At 59.5% G+C, this 25,604-nt stretch carries 20 protein-coding genes and 1 tRNA gene; 15 read left to right on the top strand and 6 right to left on the bottom strand.

Annotated elements, in window-relative coordinates:
- Positions 1-86: 86 nt before the first annotated feature.
- The 3 genes from DOLE_RS16650 to DOLE_RS16640 are packed head-to-tail and all read right to left on the bottom strand — an operon-like array spanning position 87 to position 2,478.
- A complete protein-coding gene (locus tag DOLE_RS16650) occupies positions 87-749 on the bottom strand; it encodes a precorrin-2 dehydrogenase/sirohydrochlorin ferrochelatase family protein (protein WP_012176649.1) in 663 nt (220 codons plus the stop codon).
- Positions 746-1,537, bottom strand: a complete 792-nt coding sequence (locus DOLE_RS16645) for an MBL fold metallo-hydrolase (protein WP_012176648.1) — start codon at positions 1,535-1,537, stop codon at positions 746-748. The genes DOLE_RS16650 and DOLE_RS16645 overlap by 4 nt, the downstream gene beginning before the upstream one ends.
- Entirely contained in the window at positions 1,534-2,478 is a 945-nt protein-coding gene (locus DOLE_RS16640; RefSeq protein ID WP_012176647.1) for a carbon-nitrogen hydrolase family protein, read from the bottom strand. The genes DOLE_RS16645 and DOLE_RS16640 overlap by 4 nt, the downstream gene beginning before the upstream one ends.
- Before the next feature lie 189 nt (positions 2,479-2,667).
- Between DOLE_RS16640 and DOLE_RS16635 the strand changes: the two genes are divergently transcribed.
- From DOLE_RS16635 to DOLE_RS16610, 6 genes are all read left to right on the top strand, one after another.
- Complete coding sequence (locus DOLE_RS16635; protein WP_041280667.1) at positions 2,668-3,699, top strand: FAD:protein FMN transferase; 1,032 nt, start codon at positions 2,668-2,670, stop codon at positions 3,697-3,699.
- Between the two features lie 193 nt (positions 3,700-3,892).
- Positions 3,893-4,717, top strand: a complete 825-nt coding sequence (locus tag DOLE_RS16630) for a crotonase/enoyl-CoA hydratase family protein (protein ID WP_012176645.1) — start codon at positions 3,893-3,895, stop codon at positions 4,715-4,717.
- Between the two features lies 1 nt (position 4,718).
- Positions 4,719-6,041 carry a 30S ribosomal protein S12 methylthiotransferase RimO gene (gene rimO, locus DOLE_RS16625; RefSeq protein ID WP_012176644.1) on the top strand — a complete coding sequence of 441 codons (1,323 nt, stop codon included), beginning with the start codon at positions 4,719-4,721 and terminating at the stop codon, positions 6,039-6,041.
- A complete protein-coding gene (locus tag DOLE_RS16620; RefSeq protein ID WP_012176643.1) occupies positions 6,038-7,021 on the top strand; it encodes a polyprenyl synthetase family protein in 984 nt (327 codons plus the stop codon). The genes rimO and DOLE_RS16620 overlap by 4 nt, the downstream gene beginning before the upstream one ends.
- Before the next feature lie 59 nt (positions 7,022-7,080).
- Positions 7,081-8,262: a hypothetical protein gene (locus tag DOLE_RS16615; RefSeq protein WP_012176642.1), complete on the top strand. Its 1,182-nt coding sequence runs from the start codon at positions 7,081-7,083 to the stop codon at positions 8,260-8,262.
- A gap of 33 nt (positions 8,263-8,295) precedes the next feature.
- Positions 8,296-9,117, top strand: coding sequence for an SIR2 family NAD-dependent protein deacylase (locus DOLE_RS16610; RefSeq protein WP_012176641.1), 822 nt, complete (start codon positions 8,296-8,298; stop codon positions 9,115-9,117).
- 348 nt (positions 9,118-9,465) lie between these two features.
- On the opposite strand, the gene DOLE_RS16605 is transcribed toward DOLE_RS16610, so the two are convergent.
- Together DOLE_RS16605 and DOLE_RS16600 are read right to left on the bottom strand one after the other, a co-directional pair.
- Complete coding sequence (locus tag DOLE_RS16605) at positions 9,466-11,493, bottom strand: ABC transporter ATP-binding protein (protein ID WP_012176640.1); 2,028 nt, start codon at positions 11,491-11,493, stop codon at positions 9,466-9,468.
- The gene (locus DOLE_RS16600) at positions 11,490-13,229 is read right to left on the bottom strand and encodes an ABC transporter ATP-binding protein (protein WP_012176639.1); all 1,740 of its coding nucleotides are present in this window, start codon (positions 13,227-13,229) and stop codon (positions 11,490-11,492) included. The genes DOLE_RS16605 and DOLE_RS16600 overlap by 4 nt, the downstream gene beginning before the upstream one ends.
- Before the next feature lie 253 nt (positions 13,230-13,482).
- Here DOLE_RS16600 and DOLE_RS16595 point away from each other — a divergent pair.
- The 4 genes from DOLE_RS16595 to DOLE_RS16580 all read left to right on the top strand — a co-directional run bounded on the left by DOLE_RS16595 (position 13,483) and on the right by DOLE_RS16580 (position 18,100).
- A tRNA-Pro gene (locus DOLE_RS16595) sits at positions 13,483-13,559 on the top strand.
- A 699-nt stretch (positions 13,560-14,258) separates the two neighbouring features.
- On the top strand, positions 14,259-15,494 hold the full coding sequence (locus DOLE_RS16590) for an inorganic phosphate transporter (protein ID WP_012176638.1): 1,236 nt from the start codon (positions 14,259-14,261) through the stop codon (positions 15,492-15,494).
- A 9-nt stretch (positions 15,495-15,503) separates the two neighbouring features.
- On the top strand, positions 15,504-16,172 hold the full coding sequence (locus DOLE_RS16585; protein ID WP_012176637.1) for a TIGR00153 family protein: 669 nt from the start codon (positions 15,504-15,506) through the stop codon (positions 16,170-16,172).
- A 143-nt stretch (positions 16,173-16,315) separates the two neighbouring features.
- Positions 16,316-18,100 carry an ATP-binding protein gene (locus tag DOLE_RS16580; protein WP_012176636.1) on the top strand — a complete coding sequence of 595 codons (1,785 nt, stop codon included), beginning with the start codon at positions 16,316-16,318 and terminating at the stop codon, positions 18,098-18,100.
- A 14-nt stretch (positions 18,101-18,114) separates the two neighbouring features.
- Here the strand turns inward: DOLE_RS16580 and hisD are convergent, their stop codons facing one another.
- Entirely contained in the window at positions 18,115-19,419 is a 1,305-nt protein-coding gene (gene hisD, locus DOLE_RS16575; RefSeq protein ID WP_012176635.1) for a histidinol dehydrogenase, read from the bottom strand.
- A 125-nt stretch (positions 19,420-19,544) separates the two neighbouring features.
- Here hisD and serC point away from each other — a divergent pair, with 125 nt between their 5' ends.
- The 5 genes from serC (at position 19,545) to DOLE_RS16550 (ending at position 25,532) form a co-directional block, all read left to right on the top strand.
- A complete protein-coding gene (serC, locus tag DOLE_RS16570) occupies positions 19,545-20,630 on the top strand; it encodes a 3-phosphoserine/phosphohydroxythreonine transaminase (protein ID WP_012176634.1) in 1,086 nt (361 codons plus the stop codon).
- A gap of 69 nt (positions 20,631-20,699) precedes the next feature.
- A complete protein-coding gene (locus DOLE_RS16565; protein ID WP_012176633.1) occupies positions 20,700-21,749 on the top strand; it encodes a prenyltransferase/squalene oxidase repeat-containing protein in 1,050 nt (349 codons plus the stop codon).
- A 76-nt stretch (positions 21,750-21,825) separates the two neighbouring features.
- Complete coding sequence (locus DOLE_RS16560; protein WP_041281318.1) at positions 21,826-22,548, top strand: acyltransferase; 723 nt, start codon at positions 21,826-21,828, stop codon at positions 22,546-22,548.
- Between the two features lie 170 nt (positions 22,549-22,718).
- Positions 22,719-24,083, top strand: coding sequence for a Trk system potassium transporter TrkA (gene trkA / locus DOLE_RS16555; protein WP_012176631.1), 1,365 nt, complete (start codon positions 22,719-22,721; stop codon positions 24,081-24,083).
- Positions 24,084-25,532 carry a TrkH family potassium uptake protein gene (locus DOLE_RS16550; RefSeq protein WP_012176630.1) on the top strand — a complete coding sequence of 483 codons (1,449 nt, stop codon included), beginning with the start codon at positions 24,084-24,086 and terminating at the stop codon, positions 25,530-25,532. It abuts the gene before it with no gap.
- The last annotated feature ends 72 nt before the right edge of the window (positions 25,533-25,604 follow it).

Raw genomic sequence — 25,604 nt, 5'->3', positions numbered from 1 at the left:
GTATATATGGAACCGTCTGAATCATTCTATCCTAATCGCTATCGGGATCGGTATCGGTATCGAACCCGACCACCGTAGGCCTTATTTTATATTTCAACACCCAAGTCCTTTAAGGAAAATTCAGGGCCAAGGGTTTTGCCTAAAAGGGTGTCAATATCCTTATCCCTTTTTTCCCGGATCATGTTCAGCAGCCCGGCCGCGATCAGCTCCTCAAACAGCCCTTTGTGTGCCTCGGGCGCGTGTTCCTGGGCCAGCAGCTCTTTTCGAATGGCCCCCATCAGGGAAAGAAACACGGCATACTCGGCGCCGAACTGCCGCTCCATCTCTTTTCGCAGGTGCTTGGCAAAGGCCGGGCTTTTGCCGGAGGTGGAAACCGAGATCTGCAGGTCCCCCTGCTGCACCACGGCCGGCAGAATAAAATTGCAGGCATCCGGCACATCAGCGATGTTACACAGCATGTTTTTTCTGTCGGCGTCCTCGCTGATCCGGAAGTTCAGTTCCGTGTCGCTGGTGGCGCCGATTACTAGAAACATGCCCTCCAGATCGGACGGTTCATAGGCTCGCAGGAAAAGGGTAATCACGCCTTCGTCCGCCAGCCGCAAAATGGCGTCATTGGCGGCTAGGGTCACCACTGTGACCTTTGCTCCGCAAGCCAGCAGGGTTTTCACCTTGCGGCCCGCCACGCCGCCGCCGCCCACCACCAGGCAGTTTTTGCCCTCTATTTTCAGGCATACCGGATAGTAATTCATGGTACCTCGATTCGCATCAGGTCTTCGGCCACTTGCACGTCTCCGTCATAGGCGGACCGGCACTGGCTGACGATGTCCACCATGTCGCACATCGGATAGAGGTGGGTCAGCACCAGGCGCCTGACGCCGGCCTTTTGGGCCATTTCGCCGGCCAGGGAGGGGGTCAGGTGGCCGTCCACCTTCCACCCGTCGGGCAACGCTGATTCACATATCATCAGATCCGCGTTTTTTGCAAGTGTTATCAGGCTGTCGCTTACGTCGGTATCGCCGGAGTAGACCACGGACACGCCGCCGGCCTCCAGGCGGAAGGCAATGCTCTCCGGCCGGTGGGGCACCGGCCGTGTGGTCAGAAAAAACCCGTCATAGCTCCGGGTGTCCGGGCCGGTTGTGTCAAATTCCTCAATCACCAGCAGGTCGTCGGCCCATTCAATCCACTCGCCATAGACCCCTTTAAAGGCCTCGTAAAACCGGGCAAAGCCGGTGCCGCCAGCCATCACCATGGGACGCGTCCGCCGGGGGCCGGGGGAATATTTGCCGGCAAACAGAAAGGTGGCCATCTCACCGGTGTGGTCCGGATGAAAGTGGGAAAAAAAGAGGTGGGAAACATCATGAATGCCTGTGCCGGTTTCCAGCAGCCGCCGCATGGTGCCCGGCCCGCAGTCAAACACGACTTTTGCCCCGGCAATTTCCACCAGCACGGCGCAGGCGCTTCGCGTAAGCGAGGGCACGCAGGTGCCGGAACCCAGGATCGTTACCCTTATCTTTCCGGTTTTCGGGGCAGGGGTCATGAGCGCCTCCTGTCGGCATGAACAAAACGGGCGTGGTGCCGGTTGTAATACCATTTGCCGTGCAGGTTCTGGTACCACCAGGCAAACCGGATGGCCGCGGGCAGGTCGGGAATCCAGAACCGGTCGGGAATGGTCTCGGACGGCGAGTGCCGGCGGGTCAGGTCCAGGTCGGCCAGTACAAAGCCCTGTCCGTCTGTCCGGTCCATGCGGGCCAGCACCGCGCCGCTTCCGTCCACGATCTGGGTTTGGCCCAGAAAGCAGGACCGGTAGGCAAGGCCGGGCGCCAGGGGCGTTTTGCACACAAAATCACCGGCATGGGCCGCGTGCACCACCGGGCAGCCGGTGAGGCGGGCAAACCGGGCCGGCGTCTCTTTCATGATGGCCAGGTTTTTCGCTTTCACCTGGGGCGTGAATCCGGGCAGCCGGGCATCGGGCAGGTCCCACCAGCAGGAACCGCCCACCACCAGGTTCACCCGGCCCAAAAGGCGGCGGGCGGTGCGGGTGCGCACGAATTCCCAGCACAAAACCGCGCCCACCGGGCCGATGGGCGTGTCCATCACGCCATTGTCCGACCCGCCCCGGTAGTAGCAGTTTTCCCACATGGTGGGCTGGTCCTTGTCGTGGGTGCAGACCGTGCCGTCGGCAAAGGCCAGCACAAAGGTATTATAATGATCAAGCCCCCGCCGGGACAGAAAGGAGCCACCCACAATACCGTCGTGGTCGGCGGCCAGTTTCTGCAAAAGGCGCATGGGGGCGCCGTCCACAGGCCGGGCCGCCCGGTCCATTTTTTGGGAAAAGCCCATGGCGGATGTGAAAAATTCGGGCAGGATCACCATTTGCGCGCCCTGGTCAAAGGCCTCTTTTGCCAGGGCTTCGGCGGCCCGCATGTTTTTTTCGACCCGGCCCACAAGGGCGGTCATCTGAACGGCGGCGACTTTCATGGTATTTTGCGACTCAATCGGTTGATATAAAAAGCAGAACAAAGACGATTCGATATCGTAATGTCTGTTTATCCTATCAGCGTTTTTTTGTAAAGCCGCCGGGCAAAGAAGGTCCGGGCTTGCGGTTTTTTTTATGATCGCCTAGACTCCCTCTTTGTCTGGTCGATAACCGCAACGAAGGATTCAATGATGAGGCGTTTAACAAAATATTCAGGCCGGTGGATGCTGGCCGCGGCCTGCCTCTGCCTGGCTTTTGCCGGGTGCGACGGCTCACGGCACAAGACCTTTTCCGGAAAAACCATGGGCACCGAGTACCATGTCACGGTGGTGACCGGAATGCTGTCACGCACCGCGCCCCTGCAAAAGAAGGTCGAGGCCCGGCTGGCCCACATCAACGCCGGTATGTCCACGTATATGGACACCAGTGAGATTTCCCGGTTTAACAACGAGATCGGCCAGGACCAGCCCTTTGCCGTGTCCAAAGATTTTTTGCGGGTGGCTGCCGAAGGCATGGCCCTGTTTCGGCTGACCGATGGGGCCTGGGACGGGTCGGTGTGGCCCCTGATGATCCTGTGGGGGTTTGACCGGCCGGAGCAGCAGCGTTTTGTACCGGATTCGGCCGAAATCGACCAGGTGCTGACCTGCGTGGGATACGATTCGCTTCAGATTGATGAGGCAAACCGCCTGGTGAAAAAAACGCCCTGCCTGTTTCTGGACTTTGCCTCCATTGCCAAGGGGTATGGCGTGGATGTCGTGGCCGAGGTGCTTCGGGAGGCCGGTGTCGACAATTTTATCGTGGAAGTCGGGGGCGAAGTGTATGCCGCCGGTGTACGGGAAACCGGGGATCCCTGGCGTATCGGCATCAACACGCCTGAACCGGGTGCGCCGGTGGACCGGGTGCGCCAGGTGGTGGCCCTGTCCGACCGGGCCATGGCCACCAGTGGTGACTACCGGAACTATTTTGTGATCGACGATCGGACCTACAGCCATGTGCTGGACCCCCGGACCGGTTATCCCGTGGCCAATGGTGTGGTCAGCGCCACTGTGGTGGCCGACACCTGCACCTTTGCCGACGGACTGGCCACAGCCCTGATGGTGATGGGGGCCGAACCCGGAACGGCCCTGGTAAACACCCTGGAAAACGTGGAGAGCTGCATCACGGTCCGCCGGACCGACGGCACGTACGAGGATTTTTGGTCAACCGGATTTGTCGCGCAGTAACAAGGAAGAGGATTGTTTAACGTCGTCAGATGGACGTATCCGAATCGTAATCTTGCTCTTACTCGTGCTCTTGATCTTTCTTTCTCCCCTGTGCCGGGTGATTTTCGATCAAGATTACGAGCAAGAGCAAGAGTAAGAGTTAAGATCGCTGATCATCTCTAAAACACTTATTACAACACACCAGGAGAGAATAATGACAACCGACTATACGTTTTACCTTGTGGAAAAAAAGCCGCCGGTGGCATGGGTCTATCTGAACCGGCCGGAAAAGAAAAACGCCATGAACCCGCCGGCATGGGAAGAGACCGTGCCCATTTTTGAGGACCTGGACGGTGACGACGACATCCGGTGCGTGGTGGTGGCCGGCAAGGGCGAGGCCTTTTCCGCTGGCATTGACCTGATGGCCATGGCCGGGGAGATGCCCGAGCTGGCCGACATGCACCAGCGGGGCGGGATCAAGCGAAGCCTGCTGAAAAAGATCTACCGGTTGCAGGACACCATGAGCTGCATCGAATGGTGCCGCAAGCCGGTGATTGCCGCCATTCACGGCTATTGCGTGGGCGCGGGCCTGGACATGGCCACGGCCTGTGACATCCGGTTGTGCAGCCAGGACGCGGTCTTTTCCCTGCGCGAGGCGGCCGTGGGGTTTGTGGCCGATGTGGGGGTCCTGCAGCGCATTCCCCATATCGTGGGCCAGGGCGTGACCCGGGAGCTGGCCTATACCGCCAAAAATATCGACGCGGCCCGGGCAAAAGAGGTGCTGCTGGTCAATGCCGTGTTCAAGGACCGGGAGGCCCTGTTTGCCGGTGCCCAGGCCATGGCCGAAGAGATTTCCGAAAAATCGCCCCTGGCGGTGCAGTCCTCCAAGGATGTGCTCAACTACGGTATCGGCAAGTCCGTGGCCGACGGCCTGACCTACGTGGCCTCCATGAGCGCCAACGTGATTCCTTCCGAAGACCTGTACGAGGCCATTGCCGCGTTTGCTGAAAAGCGAAAGCCAAAGTTTTCAGGAAAATAACATGAAGGTACACCTCACCAGCCTTGGCTGCGCCAAGAACCAGGTGGACAGCGAGCTCATGCTGGGGGCCTTTGCCGCCGAAGGGCTTACTGTCTGCGATGATCCGGCAGGGGCCGATGTGCTGGTGGTCAATACCTGCGCCTTTATTGAAGATGCGGTCAACGAGGCGGTGGACACCATTCTGGCCCTGGCCCGGTATAAAAGCGAGGGTTCATGCCGCCGCCTGATCGTTTGCGGCTGCCTGCCGGAGCGCTTTGGGGAAGAGCTGGCCGGGGCCCTGCCCGAGGCAGACTTTTTTTTCGGCACCGGCGCCTACCACCGGGTGATTGAGGCCGTGGCCGGCAAAGAGAGCACACTTTCCCGGTGCACCCTGCCACCGCCGGACGCGGTGCCCATGCAGGCCGCCGCTGACCGGAGAATCTGCGCCACGCCCCACACCGTTTATGTAAAGATCGCCGAGGGGTGTGACCGGCGCTGCACCTACTGCATCATTCCCCGGCTGCGGGGCCGCCAGCGGAGCCGGCCCCCGGCCGACATCGTGGTCGAGGCCCGGGGCCTGGTGGCCGCCGGTGCAAAAGAGCTCGTACTGGTGGCCCAGGAGACCACGGCTTATGGAGCCGACCTCTCCCCCCCGGTATCGCTGGCATCCCTGCTGATGGCGCTTTCCGACGCCGTGGGCGACATCTGGGTCCGGGTGCTTTATATGCACCCCGACACCATGGACCCGGACCTGATTCGCGTGATGACGGAACGGGACAACCTCTGTTCCTATTTTGACGTGCCGGTGCAGCACGCCAGCGACCGGGTGCTCAAGCGGATGGGCCGGCGCCACACCGCCGCTGACCTGCACCGGCTGTTTGACGACATTCGAAGGGCGGATCCGGACGCGGTGCTGCGCACCACGGTCCTGGTGGGATTTCCCGGCGAGAAGCCCGCCGATTTTGAAAAACTGCTTGATTTTATCACTGGCGTCGCGTTTGATCATCTGGGCGCGTTTATCTATTCGGATGACGAGGCCCTGTCCTCCCATGGACTGGACGGTCACGTGTCGTCAAAAACGGCCCGGCACCGGTACGATCGGGTGATGACGGCCCAGATCGATATATCGTCCCGGCGCCTGGCAAAACGGGTCGGCAGCCGCGAACCGGTGCTGGTGGAGGAAAAGGCGGAGGACGGCCTGTTTTTCGGCCGGGCCTGGTTCCAGGCCCCTGAGGTGGACGGTGATGTCTGTTTTTCCGGTGCCGGTGATTATGCCCCGGGTGACCGGGTGTCCGTACGCATCACCGGGGCGTCCGCGTATGACCTGACAGGAGAAGCACAATGAGCGAGGATCTGCGGGGCTATATCTTTTCCCGTGTGGCGGGGGACATGGAAGCCATTGAAACGGCCCTGGCCGACAACCTGACCCCGTATTTTGACAAGGTGCGCGAGATCGCCGGTCATATTCTGTTTACCGGGGGCAAGCGCGTCCGGCCTCTGCTGATGGTGCTTTGCGCCCGGCTGTGTCGATACGACGGGAGTGACGACAAGCGGGTTTCCGTGATGTTTGAGTATCTTCACACCGCCACCCTGCTTCACGACGACATTGTGGACGGCGCGGCCATGCGCCGGGGCAGCCCGGCGGCCCATGTTGTGTGGGACCCGGCCTCGGCGGTGCTGGTGGGGGACTTTCTGCTGGCCCGGTCCGCCTCCATTGCCGTGGACACCGGCAGAATCGCGCTGATGAAAATTCTGGCCGATATTCTCGAGGACATGTCCCAGGGCGAGATTCACCAGCTGGCCCGAAAAGGCAACGTGAACCTTTCCGAAGCGGAGTACCGGACCATCATTCTACACAAGACCGCGGTGCTGATGGAGGGGGCCTGCCGCTCCGGCGCCATTCTGGCCGGGGCTTCGGATGCCCATGCCCGTGCGCTGGCGGACTATGGGCGGAACCTGGGGATGGCTTTTCAGATGATCGATGACCTGCTGGACTACACGGCGGACACCCAGGTGCTGGGCAAGGCGGTGGGCGCCGACCTGCGGGAGGGCAAATTCACCCTGCCCCTGATCCATGCCCTTGGCCGGGCCGATGCCGGTGATGCTGAAACCATAAAGCGAATCATGGGCAACCCCGATGTGACCGACGCGGCCTTTGAAACCCTGAAGCGGCTGCTGGAGACCTACGACGGCATCGGCTATACCCGGCGGTGCGCCGAGGCCCATATTCAGGAGGCCCGGTCGGCCCTGGATATGTTCGAACCGTCGGAAACAAGGACCCTGCTGGAAAAGCTGGCGGATTATACCATTTTGCGGCGCACGTAGGCGCCGTCCACGCCCGGTGGCGGGCGCGGAAAAATACATAACAAACAAGGTGCAAGAATATGAAAAATCGGTGTGTCGTGTCTGTGTCGTGGCTGGTGGCCGTGTGTGGCATGGCTGTTGCGGGCCTGTTTTTTTCTCCGGCTTTGGCAAGGTCTGCCGCCGGTGGAGACACTGCCGTGACCGTGAATGTGGTGGGCACCGGCGTTGAGACGCAGGATACGGATGCGGCCGCGGCCAAGCGGGAGGCCATTGACAACGGGCTCTCTTTGGCCGTGGACGAGGTCATGCGCCGGGTGGTGACCCAGGAGATTCTGGCGGCCAATTTTGCCGACCTGGACGCGGCGGCCCGGGCGGTTGAAGGCCAGGCCATCCTGACCTACCAGGTGCTGGCCGATGCCCGGCGGGAGGATGTGTGCCGGGTCCTGGTCCGGGCCTCGGTGTCAACGGACCAGTTGCGGCGGCAGGTGCTGCGGGCCGGCGTGCTGCCGGACAGGGAGAATATGCCGGGTGTAATGCTGCTTCTGCTGGATGCCGACAATGACGGCCCGGCCGTGGCTGCCAACCAGGCCATGACCGACAGCCTTTTAAAAAGGGGGTTTCGGCCGGTGGCCGGATCAGAAAGCCTGCTGGCCGGGGAATCGGGCCAGGCCGGGGCGGACATGGCGCCGGCCCGGTTCGTGTCGCTGGGCCGGGAAATGGGAGTGGATTTCGTGGTGACCGGTCATGTGGCGGCCACTCCGCCGGTGCGCACCGGCAGGGAGTCGAAAACCGGATGGCAGGGCACGATCAATGCCCGGGTGGTGAGCACGGATACAGGCCGGGAGGTGTTTTCCCTGGCCACCGAGGTGATGCCGCCTGACGAAGAGACGCTCTTTTTTGACAAGGCCATGGTGCAGGCCGCAGCCGGGGCCCGGGCCGCAGCCGGGCTGTCGCCCGCCATGGCCGTGGCCTGGGACCGGCAGCAGGTGCAGACCCGGAGTTTTGATGTCACGGTGCGGGGCGTGGGCTACCTTGCCCAGCTGGGGTCGTTTCGGTCGGCCGTGGAGTCCCTTGCCCCTGTCAAGCGGGTCCAGATACGGGAAATGAAAATCGACGAGGCCCTGGTGGTGGTTCAGGCTATGGGCGGGGCCGAGGCCCTGGCCGGTGCCATTGGCGCGATCCGGGCCGACGGGTTTTATGTTCAGGTGCTGGATGTGGTTGAGAACCGCATGACCGTTGAAATTATTTCAGACGGCCACTGATTCCGCGCCTGCTGTCTGAAAAAAGGGGGCACAATGAACCTGGACAACGCAATACATGAGGCCGCAAAAGTGCTGGCCGGCGCCTCCCGGGCCGCGGTCTTTTCCGGGGCCGGGGTTTCCGCGGAAAGCGGCATTCCCACGTTCCGCGATCCCGGCGGCGTGTGGGACCGGCTCAACCCGGCCGAGGTGGGCGACACACAAGGCCTGCTGGCCTCCCTGGAAAAGAACCCTGAAAAGCTGGTGGCCATGTTCATGGAGCTTCTGGCCGTGTTTGACGCCGCGATCCCCAACCCCGGCCACCGGGCCCTTTTCGACCTGGAGCGCATGGGCATTCTTCAGGCCGTCATTACCCAGAACATTGACAACCTGCACCAGGAGGCGGGCAACACCCAAGTGATCGAGATGCACGGCAACGGGTTCCGGTTCCGGTGCCTGAAGTGCCGGTCCCGCCGGTCCCATGAACGCCATGCCCTGATCGGGCGGGTAAAAGAGCGGCTTTCCACCCTGCCCGATTTTTCACCGGCCTCGATTTTTGCCGCCATGCCCGACTGCGACCTGTGCGGTTCGGGAATGCGGCCCGACGTGGTGATGTTCGGAGAGACCGTGATGGAGGTGGAAAACGCTTTTGCCGCGGCCCGCTCCTGCGACGTGATGCTGGCCCTGGGCACGTCCGGTGTTGTCACGCCCGCGGCCCAGATTCCGGCCGAGGCCAAGGCTTCCGGCGCAAAGGTGATCGTGATCAACCCCAATGAAAATGGTTTTGCCCGGGTGTGTGATATCTATATTTCCATGAAAACCGGTCAGGCCCTTCCCCGCATCGTGGAGCAGGTAAAAAAAATTCGATCCGGGTCATAACCCCCACCCATTCAAGTCGAAATTTCTATCGAATCAGGATTACGGCCAGGAGCAAGAGAATCGGGGCATCGGCCTGCTTGTAGTGTACCTTAAGGGCATCATATGTGGCCGGGCCAAACACCTGACGGCGTCACTACAAACGGGCCGGGGCATCAGTGTCAGAGGGCGCGGCGGAAAACGGCGTCATTGAGGAGCGGATACGACAAAACAAGCGTGTCCGCACTGGTTGTTATTACCCGGCTTGCCTGTCGTCCTCAGCCCGAATATTTCACAAATCACCTTGGCCGCAGCTGCTGTCTTGTTCCGACACTGGCTGTAGATTGACTATAGCTTCATGTCCCGCGCCTTTCAGTGGGTCTCCTTCCGGAACTGTTCCCTTGCCCGGCTCTGGACCCGGTTCAACCGGTAGTAGTATCCCTGTTGCGCCATGAGATGGTCGTGGGTGCCGGACTCCACGATCCGGCCCCTGTGCAGCACCAGAATGGTGTCCGCGTCCCGAATGGTGGAGAGCCGGTGGGCGATGATGACAGCGGCCCGGCCCTTTGCCAGGTTGGCCAGGGCCTGCTTGATATGCTGCTCGGTTTCCAGGTCGATGTAGGAGGTGGCCTCGTCAAACAGGATCAGGTCCGGATCGTTGGCAAAGGCCCGGGCAATGGAGACCAGCTGCCGCTGGCCGCTGGAAAACAGGGCGCCCTTGTGGGTGAGCACCGTGTCCACGCCCTTTTCCAGGCTGGCCACCAGGGATGTGCAGTGGGCCTGTTCCAGAATGGCGGCAAGCGCGTTATCGGAAACCGCATTGCTGCCGAACACGATGTTGTCCCGCAGGGTCCCGGAAAAGAGAAAGGGGTCCTGCATCACGTACCCGATTTTCGACCGGGTGGCCGCGGTGGAAAAATTCCGAACATTGACGCCGTTTACCGTGATGGCGCCGGACCGGGGCTCGTAGAACCGCAATATCAGGTTGGCGATGGAGGTCTTTCCCGCGCCGGTGGGGCCCACGATGGCAACGGTGCGGCCCTTTTCCACGGTAAAAGAGATATTTTCCAGAACCGGCTCGTTTTCCACGTAGGCAAAAGAGACGTCTTCAAACGACAGGGTCTGAATGTGGAAACCATCCCCCGGTTCGCCGGCCGCGGCGTCAGCGCCGGGCCGAACCACCCGCTCGTCGGTGTCAAGCACCTGGAAAATCCGCTCCGCCGACGACATGGCGTTCTGGGTGATGTTGTATTTTTCAGCGATGTCCCGAATGGGCCGAAAAAACATCTTGATGTAGGAGATAAAAGCGGCCAGCACGCCGATGGTGAGGGTATCGGACAGCACACCCCGGCCCCCGGCGTAGATCACTATAGCCAGGGCCACGGTGCCCAGCATTTCAATGGCCGGCAGGAACACCGCCACAATATGAATCTGCTGCATGCCGGCCCGGTAATATTCACGGTTGGCCCGGTCGAATTTCTCAAAATTACGGGCCTCCTGGGAAAAGAGCCGGATCACGGAGATGCCTTCAATGGTTTCTGAAATCCGGGCGTTGATCTCGGCGATCTTCACCCGCATGGCGCGAAAGGGCCTTCGGGCCGCGCCGGCAAAATAGACGGCGGCAAGGATCACCAGGGGCAGCACGGTAAAGCAGGCCAGGGCCAGGCGCGGGGAGAGGATGGTCATCACAACGGCAATACCGATCACCAGGAACATATCTTTGAAGAAAAAAGTCAGCACCGAGGTAAACATCTCGTGCATGTTCTGAATGTCGTTGGTGGTCCGGGTCACCAGCCGGGCCACCGGGTTTTTCGAGAAAAAGTCGATGCTCTGGTCCTGAATATGGGTAAACACCTTTATTCTCAGGCTGTGCATGATCCGCTGGCCCGCGTACTCCATGATCATCACCTGGGCAAAATTGAGCACGAACATGGCCACGGCCACTCCCAGAACCAGCAGGGCCGCCAGGGCCAGGCGGCGAATGTCGTCCTGTCGCAGCAGGACAAGATCGGTCCTGTCCAGCTTTTCCAGGTGCTCCATGGAAATGCGGGCGGTCCGGCCATCGACACTGGCAAACAGGCCGGGGTATTGATTCACCACCTTCTTTTTTGCCGGGTCGGACAGGTCCACCACCAGGTAGCGCCCCTTTTCACCTGAACCGGCCCCTGCCTCGGACACCACGGTTCCGGGCACCATGTAAGAATCGATGGCCACCTTGGTAATATAGGGAATGGAAAGGTCGAACAGGGTCACCAGCATCACCACGCCAACGGCCAGGGCCAGCCACCCGGCCTGGGGCCGGATAAAGGGCAGCAGCCGGACCATCAGGGCCGTGTCCCGGCGTTTGCCCAGGGTGGCTTCGGCAAAACGGTCTTTTCCGGAACGGGCAGGCGGTGTCATGGTGCCTCCTCTTCCAGGCGCTGCAGGGCCCAGGACCGCGCGTAGTAGTCACTGGTCGTCATCAGCTGCTCATGGGTTCCTTCGGCGGTGATGCGGCCGTTTTCAAGAACGATCACCCGGTCGGCCAGCCGGGCAAGGGACAGCCGGTGAGAAACAAACACCGCGGTCCGGGTCCGGGCCGCGGACTGAAGGGCCGAAAGAATATGGCCGGCGGTTTCCGTGTCCACCTGGCTCACCGGATCGTCCAGGATCATCACCGGGGCCGCGTGGTACAGGGCACGGGCCAGGGCCACCCGCTGTTTCTGCCCTCCGGACAGGATCACACCCTTTTCTCCCACAATGGTGTCAAACCCGTTGGAAAAAAGAAAAACGGTCTCCAGAAGCCCGGCGTTCCGGCACGCGTCCACCAGCTTCGGGTTATCGTCGGCCACGGTGTCGTCAAAGGCGATGTTTTCCCGAATGGTGCCGGAAAAGAGAAACGGCTCCTGGGGCATGAAGGCTACGGCGGCCCGCAGGTCGGCGATGCGAATGGCGCGCAGATCCATGCCGTCCATGGCCACAGTGCCGGTGTCCGGATCGTAGAGCCGGGCCATCAGGTGGACCAGGGTGGTCTTGCCGCTTCCCGGCGGGCCCACGATGCACAGGATTTTTCCGGCGGGCAGATCAAGGTGAATATCGGAAAGCACCGGCTTGCCGCCGGGCGCATAGGAAAAGGAAACATTGCGAAAAGAGAGCGCTCCGCCGGGATGCGGCAACGGGCGGGGGTCAGAGGCCTCCTTAATTTCAGGGGAGGCGGCCAGCACCTGGTTGATCCGGTCCAGGGAGGCCCGGCCCCGCTGCATCAGGTTGGCCACCCACCCCATGGCCATCATGGGCCAGGTGATCAGGGTCAGGTAGCTGAGAAACGCCACGAAATCACCGATGGTGATCTGGGCGGCAATGGTCTGGCGGCCGCCCACGTAAAGAACAATAGCGATGCTGATGTTGGTGAACAGCAGCATCAGCGGGAAAAAGGTGCCCGTGACCCGGGTCAGGTCCAGATTTTTGCGAATATAGTCCTCGGAAATGCGGGAAAACCGCCCCGCCTCCGCCGCTTTCCGGTCAAAGGCCTTGATCACCCGAATACCGGCAAACCGTTCCCGGGTGACTTCGGTCATGTCTGAAAAGGCGGCCTGCACCGCCAGGTACATCTTGTGCATGCGGCGGCTGAAAAACCGGGTGAGAATCACGATCATGGGCATGGGCAGCAGGCTGTAGAGGGTCAGTTCCACGTTGATGTAAGCCATGAAGCCGATGGCGGCGATACCCAGAAACACGGCATCGATCAGGGCCACCAGCCCCAGGCCCATGGCCATGCGGATATTGTTGATATCGTTGGTGACCCTGGCCATGAGGTCACCGGTGGAAGTGACATTGAAGTAGGCGGCGTCCAGGGTCTGGAGGTGGCCGGCCAGCCGGGCCCGCAGGTCCCTTTCAACCGTGCGGGAGGTGCCGATAAGGCAGCGGCGCCACACGTAACGAAACACCGCGATGACCAGGGCCATGGCCAGCAGAACGGCCGCGTGCCCGGCCAGGGACCGGAGGTCTGCGGCCAGCAGGGTCAGGTCGTCCACGGCCCGCTTGACCACCCGGGGGATCAGCAGCTGGAAGGCGTCCACCAGTACCAGGCTGACCAGCCCGGCCAGCAGTTCCCACCGGTTGCTTAAAAGAAACTCTTTTGCGCGCGCTTCAGCCACCTGCTATCACTCTTTCTGCCTTTAAAACACCTCATGAAACACATGGAATAAGTGATGGTCTCATAAAAGTCACAATCCATACGGCGTTGTCAAAAACATAAATACTACTATGGCACCGGAAGATGCGCAAGCACGGGAAACCGGGAAAAACAGTCCGGCGCCCGTCATGGTGCCGCCGGCAACAGAGAGAACCGGCCGATATTTCCCTTGACAGTGATTGCCTGTAAATGGTATTCGAGGTCTGTTCTTCCGTCGGGGCGTAGCGCAGCCTGGTAGCGCACTTGCATGGGGTGCAAGGGGCCGCAGGTTCAAATCCTGCCGCCCCGACCAGAACATCCTTCCGTTTCCTCCCGGCAAACCGCCACCGCACACGTCACTGCCCGGCTTGATTGGGCGACCCAACATAAAATTGACCCTCATTCCTTTATAATCGAAATCGCTATCGGAATCGACACCGGCTGGCGGGCAACCACGGGTTTCCCCTGCATAATTGCCCGTGACACCCATCAGAGTTCAACATTTTCGTTACGGGCCGGCCATTTAACGTACGACACCCGCCCATTGCAGCGCAGCCGAGCGCAGACGGGTTTTTCGGAAACAGCGGGCAGGCTGTCTGAGCGAAGTGAGTTCCTGCCCGCGCCGAAAAACCCGTCTGCGCGAGGGAAGCCGAAGGCCAAGCTGCGGGGCGCGGTTCTTTTGGTACTTTTCTTGCCGCCAAGAAAAGTACACTGATAAATAAGAAAGAAAAAAGATGATTAAATGAAGCACGGGCAAGCCTGCGCTTTGCCCGTAACACCATTCGATTTCGATCCAGATCCCGATAACGATCGGAATCTGATTCCCTGTCTCCAGATTCAGATTGCGCCTTCTCTTCTTTCATGATAGGTCACAGGTCAAATGTTTGGTTTCTGTTAGAAAACGATTGGTTTTGATTCGGGCTCCGCTTAAAAAAATAATAATTTCAGGCTTATAAATATCGGCGGCCCGTTTTCCACCCAAAGGGAAGGGCCGGGGAGAGAATAAAGCAAAATGAGTCTTGAGTATGTGATACTGGCCTGCGGTTATGTGTTCGGTTTTTACATGGCCTGGAACATCGGCGCCAATGATGTGGCCAACTCCATGGCTTCGGCGGTGGGGGCCCGGGCCATCACCCTGCGGCAGGCGGTCTTTATTGCCGGCATTCTGAACATCATCGGCGCGATCTTTATCGGCTCCCATGTTACCAACACCATTCGCAAGGGCATCGTATCCACCGATGTGCTGGCCGATCCCAACATGGCCCTGATCGGAGGGTTGTCGGCCCTGCTGGCCGCGGCTTTGTGGGTGTCGTTTGCCACCTGGAAGTCGTTACCGGTCTCCACCACCCACTCCATTGTCGGCGCCATGATCGGCTTTGGCATCATGGCCGGCGGCTTTTCCGTGATCAACTGGGCCAAGCTGGGCCAGGTGGTGGCCTCCTGGATCATCTCTCCTTTCTTCAGCCTGGTGATCGCCTACCTGACCTTTCAGATCATTATCCGGTCCATCTATCGGAAAAAAAACGCTTCCGGCACGGCATTAAAACTTTCCCCCCTGTTTATCGGCATGGCGGTGCTGATCGTAGCCCTGTCGTTTCTGTTTAAAACCCCGCTGGGTGAATCGCTGAATGTCAGTGCCCCCATAGCCATCGGCTGGGCACTGGTCATTTCCGCCGTGTGCGGCGTTGCCGGTAAAGCGGCCATCGTCCGCTTCGGCATGCGCCACGAGGGGGATGAGACCGAGACCATTTTCCGCCGTATTCAGATCGGCACCTCCTGTTATGTGGCTCTGGCCCAGGGCGCCAATGACGTGGCCAATGCCATCGGCCCCCTGGCCCTGATCTATTATATTGTTAAAACCGGCAGCGTGGCCGGCATCAACACCGTACCGGTGCCGGTCTTTCTGCTGGCCTTCGGCGGCATCGGCATTGCTGCGGGCATTGCCATGGCCGGCCGGCGGGTGATTGAAACCGTGGGCTCCCGCATCACCACACTGAACAACACCCGCGGGTTTTCCGTGGATTTCGCGGCGGCCACCACGGTGATGGCCGCCTCCAAGCTGGGCCTGCCGGTCTCCACCACCCACGCGGCCGTGGGCGGCGTCATCGGCGTAGGCCTGGCCCGGGGGTTTGAGGCAGTGAACTTCCGGGTCATTTATTCCATCGTCGTATATTGGATTCTCACGGTGCCGGCGGCGGCCATCACCAGCATGGTGGTATTCAAGCTGCTTCAATTCATACTGTTTTAAGGAGGCAATATGCGTATTCCGCTTGTTTCCCTGTTTACCACATCGCCCTTTGAAGGGCTTCAGGAGCACGCCGAAAAGGTAAAAGAGTGCGCCTGGGCCTTTCAGGAGGCCATGGAGTGCCACATGTCGGACCGGTGCACCACCTTTGACAACCACAAGGGGTCCGTGGACGTGATTGAGCGACAGGCCGATGCCATCAAACGCCGCATTCGGGGACACCTGCCCAAGGGCACCATGCTGCCGGTGGACAAGTTTCAGCTCTTCCGATACCTCCGTGAGCAGGACAGTGTGCTTGACTCCATGAAAGGGGTTCTCAGCTGGATCGCCTACCGCGAAAGCCAGGGTATTCCCCAGGTGCTGCACAAGGATTTTGCCCGGCTGGTGGACAGTGTCATCGACCCCATTGAGACCCTGGACGACATGGTAAAGGAGGCCAGAAAATACTTTACCAGCTTTTCGGAAAAGCAGCGCATGGTGGTAAAAGAGATCATTCGCAATCTGCGCCAGAAAGAGCACGACTCCGACCAGGTGGAACACGCCCTGAAACAGAAGATATTCAATGTGGACATGGACCCAGTTTCCGTGTTTCATGCCATCATGCTGGCCGAAAAAATCGGCAACATCGCCGACCACGCGGAAAACGCGGGCGATATGATGCGGGCTATGATCGCCCGCTAGCCCGCACATTTCGTGAGATATCCGGGTTGGCAAACATACCTGCGCCCTCGCATTGACTTGGAACGCCGGGTTGCGGTAAACTCTTTTGCATAGCACAAAACCGTTTTTCGCGTCTCCGGGCCATATCAATCGGGGGGGATTCCGTGGGAAAACTGTTTGACCGGGCACTGTCCGCCTATTCATACGCCGACATCGACCGCCGGCTCAAAGCCCGGTTTTTCCTGGTTTTATGCATCGTCATTCTTGCCGCAATCCTGGTGCTGACCTTTCTTGCCGGCATCATTCAACATCTTAATGTGGGCTATCTGGTTAACAGCGTCATTGTCACCCTGCTGTTAAGCACCGCCTGTCTACTTGTCGTCCTGCGGCTCCTGGTCCGGGGCTATTTTCTGCTGGCCGCGCACCTGCTGATCGTCATCATCATGACAGCGGTCTGGATCGTGATGGTGGTCGATCCAGGCGAGCCCGTGGCCCGCCTGGACTCGTTTGTTTATATCATCAGCCTGCTGGGGTTACTGCCTTTGGTCATTCACCGGCGCAAGTCGGTCATTGCGCTGTATGGCCTGATCAACCTTGTTTTTCTGTTCGGGTTTGTCTATTTCTTTCGGCCCCAACTGGCCATACCCGACTATGCGGTCATGGATTTTTTGACCGACAACGCCCTGGCGGTGATTGTCTCCTGCTTTGTCGCGGCCAGCGTGTTTGCCATCAATAACGCCGCCATTAAACGGGCAAAAGCGGAAGTCGAAGAGCGCAAACGCGCCGAAGAGGAGAGAAGAAAGCTTGAAGCCCGGCTTTACCAGGCCGAAAAGATGGAGGCCATCGGCCAGCTGGTCGGCAAGCTGGCCCACGACTTTAACAACATGCTGTCGGTTGTCATCGGCAATACCGAACTGATCCGCATGCAGCAGGACATAGACGAGAACGGCCGGGAGCAGCTGCAAACCATCCAGTACGTGGCGACCCGTTCTTCAGACCTGATACGGCAGCTGCTGGCGTTTGCCCGAAAACAGACGGTGATTCCGAAAATCATTGATATCAACCAGGCCATTTCAGACATGCTGCCCATGCTGCATCAGCTTGTTGGCGCCAATATTTCGTTAAAATGGCTGCCGGGAGAAACCCCCGGCCATATCCTGATCGACCCCTCCCAGATGGACCAGGTGCTGACCAACCTGCTGGTCAATGCCAGGGACGCCGTCGGCGATACCGGAACGATCACCATTGAGACCCGGCGTCTGCTGCTGGACCAGCGTTATGACATCGGCCAGGGAGAAAGCCTTTCCGGCGCCTATCTCCTGCTGGCTGTCAGCGACACCGGCTGCGGCATGGACAAAGAGACCCAGTCCCAGGTTTTTGAACCGTTTTTTTCCACAAAAAAGGGACAGGGAACCGGCCTGGGACTGGCCACGGTTTACGGCATTGTCCGGCAGCACAGCGGTTTTATCCGGGTATACAGCGAACCGGGCCAGGGCACCACTTTCAAAATCTATTTTCCCGAAGTTGAAGGACAGACGGTTGAGGAGGGGGTAAAGCACCCGGCCAGCTCCCTGATACCCGGAGGCACCGAGACTGTTTTGATGGTGGAAGACGACCCGGCGATTTTAAAATTCGGCGTCACCGTGCTGGAGCAGCTCGGCTACAACGTACTGGCCGCCGATTCTCCGGAAAAGGCCCTGGCGCTGGCGCGGTCCGGCGGGCACGCCATCGACCTGCTGCTCACCGACGTGGTCATGCCGGAAATGAGCGGCCACGAACTGGCCGGTTGCATCAGGGAAACGATCCCTACCGTCAGGTGCCTCTACATATCCGGCTATACGGCCAATGCCATCAGCAACGGCGACCTGATTGAAAACCATATCTGCTTTCTGGCCAAGCCCTTTTCCATCCGGGAGCTGGCGGAAAAAGTCAGGGAAGCCCTGTCGTGAGCCATACCCCCCTTTTACTCCTCCTCCAGCCTTACCCCCACGGCATTGGCATGGGCGTCGAGACCCTCCACGGCGGCGATGCGCATCACATCAGCGGCCTCTGACAGAAAGGCCGCTTTGGAATAAGAGACAATACTGGTCCTTTTCAGAAAATGGGCGGTGGACAGGGCCGAGGCAAACCGGGCGCACCCCGAAGTGGGCAGGGTGTGGTTGGGCCCGGCCACGTAATCGCCGATGGGCTCGGGTGTGTAGGGACCCAGGAAAACGGCGCCGGCGTTGCGGATCTGGTCCAGGTCCTTTTCCGGATTTTTCGTGTGCAGCTCCAGGTGTTCGGGCGCGAACCGGTTGACCAGGGCAAAGGCCTCTTTTTTGCTTTTCACCACAAACACGGCCCCGTAAGCGGCAAGGGCCTTCCGGGCGATCTGCCACCGGCTGATACCGGTTGTCTGGCGTTTGACCTCGTCGGAAACGGCCCGGGCCACCTTCATGGAGGTGGTCACCAGGACCGCGGCGGACAGGGCGTCATGCTCGGCCTGGGAAAGCAGGTCCGCGGCGATATATCGGGGGTCGGCGCTACCGTCGGCCACCACCAGGATCTCACTGGGCCCGGCCATCATGTCGATGCCCACGGTACCGGCCACGATTTTTTTTGCCAGGGCCACGTAAATGTTGCCCGGCCCGGCGATCATGTCCACCCGGGCTATGGTTTTGGTGCCATGGGCCAGGGCCGCGATGGCCCAGGCGCTGCCCACCTTGTAGATTTCATGAACCCCGACCTTTTTTGCCGCCACCAGCAGATGAGGGTTGACCGTGCCGTCCTGCCGGGGCGGGGTCACCATCACGATGCGCCGCACCCCGGCGGTTTTTGCGGGAATGGCGCCCATAAGAACGGTGGAGACCAGGGGCGTCCGGCCCCCGGTGGCGCCGGGCACGTAGATGCCGGCCGAGTCTACCGGTGTGACCTTTTTTCCCACCACCACCCCCGGCCGCGGCTCGGCGGTCCAGGTCTTTTCCAGGCCCATGGCGTGAAATTCGCTCACCTGGCCAATGGCCCGGTTGATGGCCTTAACAAAGGAACGGTCCACTTCCTTTGCGGCACCGGCCATTTCCGCTGCTGTGACCCGGAACCCGGAAGCCGCCAGTTTCGGGGCGTCAAATTGCCGGGTATAGCGCTCCAGGGCCTTGTCCCCGTTTTTTTTCACATCCGCGACAATGGCCGCCACCTGGTGAAGCTGTTCCGGTGTATAATCCAGTCCCCGGTTGATGATGCGGTCCAGCCGCCGGTCCGCTTCCGGCGTTCCAGAGGTATAAATTTTCATAATCTTTCCTGTTCTCAAATGGATGGGATCAAATTACCATTGACATCTTTTGGTAAATCGGGTTAAGTCATCTTTTTTATCGGATTATACCAGAAAAACAGTTTGTGTAAACGGAGGTTTGCAACATGTCGAAACGTATTTACAATTTCAACCCCGGACCGGCCGCCCTCCCCTTGAGTGTACTGGAAGAGATACAGGCCACTTTTCTTGACTTTGCCGGCACCGGTATGTCCATCACCGAGGTCAGCCACCGGTCCAAACCCTTTGACGCCATCATCAACGACGCCGTGACCCGCGTGAAACGACTGCTGGGCATCGGCGACGACTTTAAGGTGCTGTTTGTTCAGGGCGGCGCCAGCATGCAGTTTGCCATGGTGCCCATGAACCTGCTTCCCGACGGTAAGTCCGCCGACTACGTGAACACCGGCACCTGGTCCACCAAGGCCATCAAGGAGACAAAAATCCTCGGCAAAACCGTTAACGTGGCGGCCTCGTCCGAAGACCGGAACTTTGCCTATATTCCAAAGGAACTCTCTCTTGATCCGAATGCCGCCTATGTGCACATCACCTCCAACAACACCATCAAGGGCACCCAGTGGGCCGATTTTCCCGACACAAAGGGCGTGCCCATTGTCAGCGACATGTCTTCCGATATTCTGAGCCGGCCCCTTGACATGAGCAAATTCGGCCTGATCTATGCCGGGGCACAGAAAAACATCGGTCCCGCCGGCGTCTGCATGGTCATTGTGAAAAACGACCTTCTGGAAAAAGCCAACACCGGCCTGCCCTCCATGCTGGCCTACAAAACCTATGCCGATTCCAATTCCCTGTACAACACCCCGCCCTGCTTTACCATCTACGCCATTGACCTGGTGCTCAAGTGGCTGGAAGAGACCATCGGCGGGCTGGAAAAGATGGATGCCGTCAACCGGGAAAAGGCGGCCCTGCTCTATGACCTGTTTGACGCCAGCAGCTTTTACAACGGCACGGCCGATGCCGACAGCCGGTCCCTGATGAACGTCACCTTCCGCCTGCCTTCCGAAGACCTGGAAAAACGGTTTGTGGAAGAGGCCACGAAAAACGATCTGGGCGGGCTGAAAGGCCACCGGTCCGTGGGCGGATGCCGGGCCTCCATCTACAACGCCATGTCCATGGAGGGGATTCAGGCCCTGGTGGATTTCATGAAGGAGTTTGAGCGGACAAACGGCTGACCGAATATTTCATGACATATCCGGGCGAATCGCCCGTTTTTCGCCGTTTGGCGGTAGCAGGGGAAAAGGATGAACGCAAAAGCGGCTTTAAGCCTCAAGCAGGATCTTTCGCTGGACATCGACGCGGTGTGCGGCCGGATTGCCGCCACCCAGCGGGAAAACGGCGACATTCCCTGGTCCGAGGGCGATAAAACCGATCCCTGGGACATGGTGGAGGCCGCCATGGGCCTGGCCGTGGGGGGGCATTACAACCGGGCACGGGCCGCCTACGCCTGGCTGGCGGAAAAACAGCACGCCGACGGCAGCTGGCACGCCGCCTACAGGGATGGTGTGCCCGAAGATCGAACCTACGACACCAACATGAGCTCCTACATTGCCGTGGGCGCTTTTCAATATTACATGATCACCGGGGACCGGGCCTTTCTGGAGGGGATCTGGCCCACGGTGGAGGCGGGCATCAACTTTGCCTTGAGCCTTCAGACCGACAGCGGCGAGATTCACTGGGCCAAAAGCCCGGAGGGAAAGACCGACCCCATGGCCCTGCGCACCGGCTCCAGTTCAATCTATATGAGCGTAAAGTGCGCCCTGGCCACCGCCCACATTCTGGGTATCCGCCGGCCCCGGTGGAAAACCGCCCTGGCCCGCCTGGGCGACGCCGTGGCCAACCGGCCCCACCTGTTTAACATCGCCAAGTCCCGGTTTTCCATGGACTGGTTTTACCCCGTTCTTTGCGGCGCCCTCTCCGGGGAAGCGGCCCAGCGGCGCATCGACAAGCACTGGAAAAAGTTCGTGGTAAAGAATACCGGGGTTCGGTGCGTGTCCGACGAACCGTGGATCACCATTGCCGAAACCTGTGAGCTGGTGCTGGCCCTTTCGGCCATGGGAAACGAGGAGATCGCCAAAATGGTCTTCGGCTGGATCGCGGACCGGCGGTTTGATGACGGCTCCTACTGGTGCGGGTTCACCATTCCAAAAATCGTGATCTGGCCGGGCCAGAAAATCACCTGGACCAACGGGGTTGCCCTGCTGGCGGCCGACGCCCTGTATCGCCTGACACCCGCGGCGCGGTTGTTTTCCCACGATTTCTGGACATCGGAATACCCGTTTCTGTTTGCCTGAAAAACACGCTTCCAAACGGAACTATACCGTAAAAAAAGAATTCCGGGCTTTTTACGAAGCCGTCAAGAGCAGGCCTGTGCGAAAAGACCACCGTCCATATTACATCAAGCAGCTTCACACAAGGGCACAGTCCCTTTACGTGAACCACTTTCTGCGGCCCCAGTTTGAATGCCTGGGCCGTCACTTCAACTTTATTCAGCCATGGTACGTGGAGGTGTTCGGCGGGCCGGTCCGGCTGGGCGAACATGTGTGCGTCATGGCCGCCGCCGACAACCGGGTCCGGTTTTCCGTCTGGTCCAACGAAAAGGACATAGCGGGCATCACGGTGGGGGACGCCTGCCTGGTCTCGCCCGGAGCCCGCATCAGCGCGGCCAAAAGCATCACCATCGGCAACAGCTGCATGCTGGCCAGCGGTGTCTACATCACCGATTCGGACTGGCACGATATTTACAACCGGGTCACTCTGGGCCCGGCCCGGCCGGTGGTGTTGAAGGATAACGTGTGGGTGGGGGACAACGCCATGATCGGCAAGGGCGTGACCATCGGCGAAAATACTATTGTAGGGGCACGGGCCGTTGTGATGAACGACCTGCCGGCCAACGTGATCGCCGCGGGAAACCCGGCCCGGGTGGTGCGGGAGCTGAACCCCGATGAACAGCCCTTTTTCACCCGGGGCCAGTGGTTCGAGGACGCCGAGTCCCTGCACCGGGGACTTCAGGCCATCGACCAGGGCATGCTCCAGGGCAACACCCTGCTGGGGTGGCTGCGCCACGCGTGGTTTCCCCGCCGGGGCGAGTAAGTGGAACGCCTTTACCTGCCGGTTATTCCGTCAATCCTGTTTTCCGCCGTTCCCATCGACACAAAGTGTTGTTAATTCATTAATTTTGATATAAAACACGGCGGTAGAAAACAGCTGTTCAAGCACCCCGGAAAAAGACCGGGGCCAATACACCAGGTCGGAGAAAAACCATGAAGATTCTTATTATCGGCGCCGGTGAGGTGGGGTTTCACATCGCCAACCGGCTTTCCGCTGAAAACAAGAACGTGGTGGTGGTGGACAAGAACCCGGATGCCCTGCGCCGGGTGACGGAGTATACCGATGTCCAGACCGTCGTGGGATCGGGCAGCAGCCCGGCCGTGCTGGAAGAAGCGGGCATCAAGGAGGCGGAAATCATACTGGCCGTCACGGACAGTGACGAGACCAACCTGGTGGCCTGCCTGACCGCGGACATTCTTTCCCCGTCCACGAAAAAACTGGCCCGGGTGCGCAACGCCGACTTTGATCCCTACCACGAGATTTTCCGTGAAAAGGCTCCCCACATCGACACCGTCATCAACCCGGAAATCGAGGTAGTCAAAACTATAGAGCGGCTGATCAGCGTATCCGGGGCCGTGGAGGTGGAGGACCTGGCCGACGGCCGGCTCAAGCTGGTGGGCCTGCGCCTGGACAACAGTTCGGTCCTCAACGGCCAGCGCCTTTCCGAGGTTTCGGTAAAAACCGGGGACAGCAACTTCCTGGTGGCCGCTATTGTGCGAAACGAAAAGATGATCGTTCCCCGGGGCGACAGTCGGCTGATGGCCAACGACCTGGTCTATTTTATCAGTGAGAAGGAGAAGCTGGCCAATTCATTAAACCTTTTTGGAAAACCCCTGAAGCCGGTCAAAAGGGTGATGATCGTGGGCGGGGGCCGGGTGGGGGCCCGGCTGGCCATGCGCCTGGAAAAGGAAGACATCAAGGTCAAGATCATTGAGTCCAACCCGGACCGGTGCGCCCAGCTGGCCGAGAAGATGACCCGGGCCGTGGTGCTTCACGGCGACGGATCGGACCAGGAACTGTTAACCGAAGAGAACATCGCGGACATGGATGTTGTGGCCAGCCTGACCAGCGACGAACAGACCAACATTCTGATCTCCCTGCTGGCCAAACGGCTGGGAGCCGCCAACACCATTACCAAGATCTCCAAGTTCACCTATATTCCCCTGATGGCCACCATCGGCATCGAACAGATTATCAGCTCCCGGCTGTCGGCCATCAACAGTATTCTGCAGCACATTCGAAAAGGCCGGGTGCTTTCGGCCATCTCCCTGAAGGGGGAGCAGGCCGAGGTGATCGAAGCCATGGCCCTGTCCACCTCGGAGCTGGTGGGCGCGCCCCTGCGAAAGATCTCCATGCCCAAGGGGTCCCTGGTGGTGGGCGTGGTCCGGGACCAGGAGATCATCGTGCCTTCCGGGGAAACCGTTATCGCTCCCAACGACCGGGTGATTATTTTCGCCCAGCGGGAAACCGTGCCTAAAATCGAAAAACTGCTTTCCGTCAAGCTGGAGTTTTTCTAAATGAGCTGGCCCCGAATTTTTTATATCACCGGCTATCTGCTGGTCTGGATCGGTCTGTGCATGGTCCTTCCCCTGGGTGTCAGCCTTTATTTCGGCGAGGCCGGGGTCTGGCCCTTTGTCTACGCCATGGCCGTCACCGTAAGCTGCGGGTTACTGCTGATCGCCGGCTTCCGGGCCGGCCGGGGAGAGATGATCTCCCACCGGGAAGGCATGGCCATTGTGGCCTTCTGCTGGGCCGGAGCCGGCTTTTTCGGCGCCCTGCCGTTCTATTTCGGCAACGCCATCCCGTCTTTTACCAACGCCCTTTTCGAATCTATTTCAGGGTTTACCACCACCGGGGCCTCGGTGCTCTCCAATATCGAAGGGCTTGAAAGGGGTTTTTTGTTCTGGCGCAGCATGATCCAGTGGCTGGGCGGCATGGGCATCATCGTGCTCTCCGTGGCCATTCTCCCCTTTCTGGGCGTGGGCGGCATGCAGCTTTACAAGGCCGAGGTGCCCAGCCCGGTGGTGGACAAGCTTCAGCCCCGCATTCGGGACACCGCCAAAACCCTTTGGCGGGTCTATCTGCTGATCTCCGTCGCCCAGGTGTTTCTGCTGAAGGTGGGGGGCATGAGTCTGTTTGACGCGGTGTGCCACGCCTTTACCACCATGCCCACCGGCGGTTTTTCCACACAGAACCTTTCCATCGCCGCTTACAACAGCGCCTACCTCGACTGGGTGGTGGCGCTTTTCATGCTGCTGGCAGGCGTCAATTTTTCTCTGCACTACCAGATGCTCCGGGGAAACACCCTGGCCTTCTGGAAAAATCCGGAGTGCCGTTTTTTTCTGGTGCTGGTGCTCTGCCTGACAGCCGTGGTCAGCCTTGATCTGCATGGCCGGGCCTATGAAACCATCGGCCAGTCTCTTCGGTACGGCGCCTTTCAGGTGGTGTCCATTATCACCACCACCGGTTTTGCCACCGCCGACTATGAGACATGGCCGGCCCTCTCCCAGCTGATTCTCTTTATCTGCATGTTTGTCGGTGCCTCGGCCGGCTCCACCGGCGGCGGCATGAAGTGCATTCGCATCATGCTTTGCGTGAAATACTGCTACCGGGAACTTTTTTCCATGGTGCACCCAAAGGCGGTGACCCATGTGAAAATCGGCGGCAAAACGGTTCCCGACGAAGTGATGCGGAGCGTACTGGGGTTTTTGTGCCTCTATGTGCTTATTTTTATTGCCTGCTCCTTTTTACTTGCCGCCATGGGGGTGGATGCGGTAACATCAGCCGCCGCTGTAGCGGCATCCATCGGCAATATCGGCCCGGGCTTCGGCGCGGTAGGGCCGCTGGACAACTATGCAAATATTCCCGTAATGGGAAAGTGGCTGCTGATGTGGTGCATGCTGCTGGGCCGGCTTGAAATCTATACCATACTGATTCTGCTGGTTCCCGAGTTCTGGCGAAAATAACAAAAAGCCGGGCCGAGCCGATTTTATTTCTGGTCCTTATTTTTTATCTTGATTTTCAGTGCCGCGATATTA

Origin of the sequence: Desulfosudis oleivorans Hxd3 (genome assembly GCF_000018405.1) — a bacterium.
Classification (GTDB): domain Bacteria; phylum Desulfobacterota; class Desulfobacteria; order Desulfobacterales; family Desulfosudaceae; genus Desulfosudis; species Desulfosudis oleivorans.
This window is presented reverse-complemented; position numbering and strand designations above follow the sequence as displayed.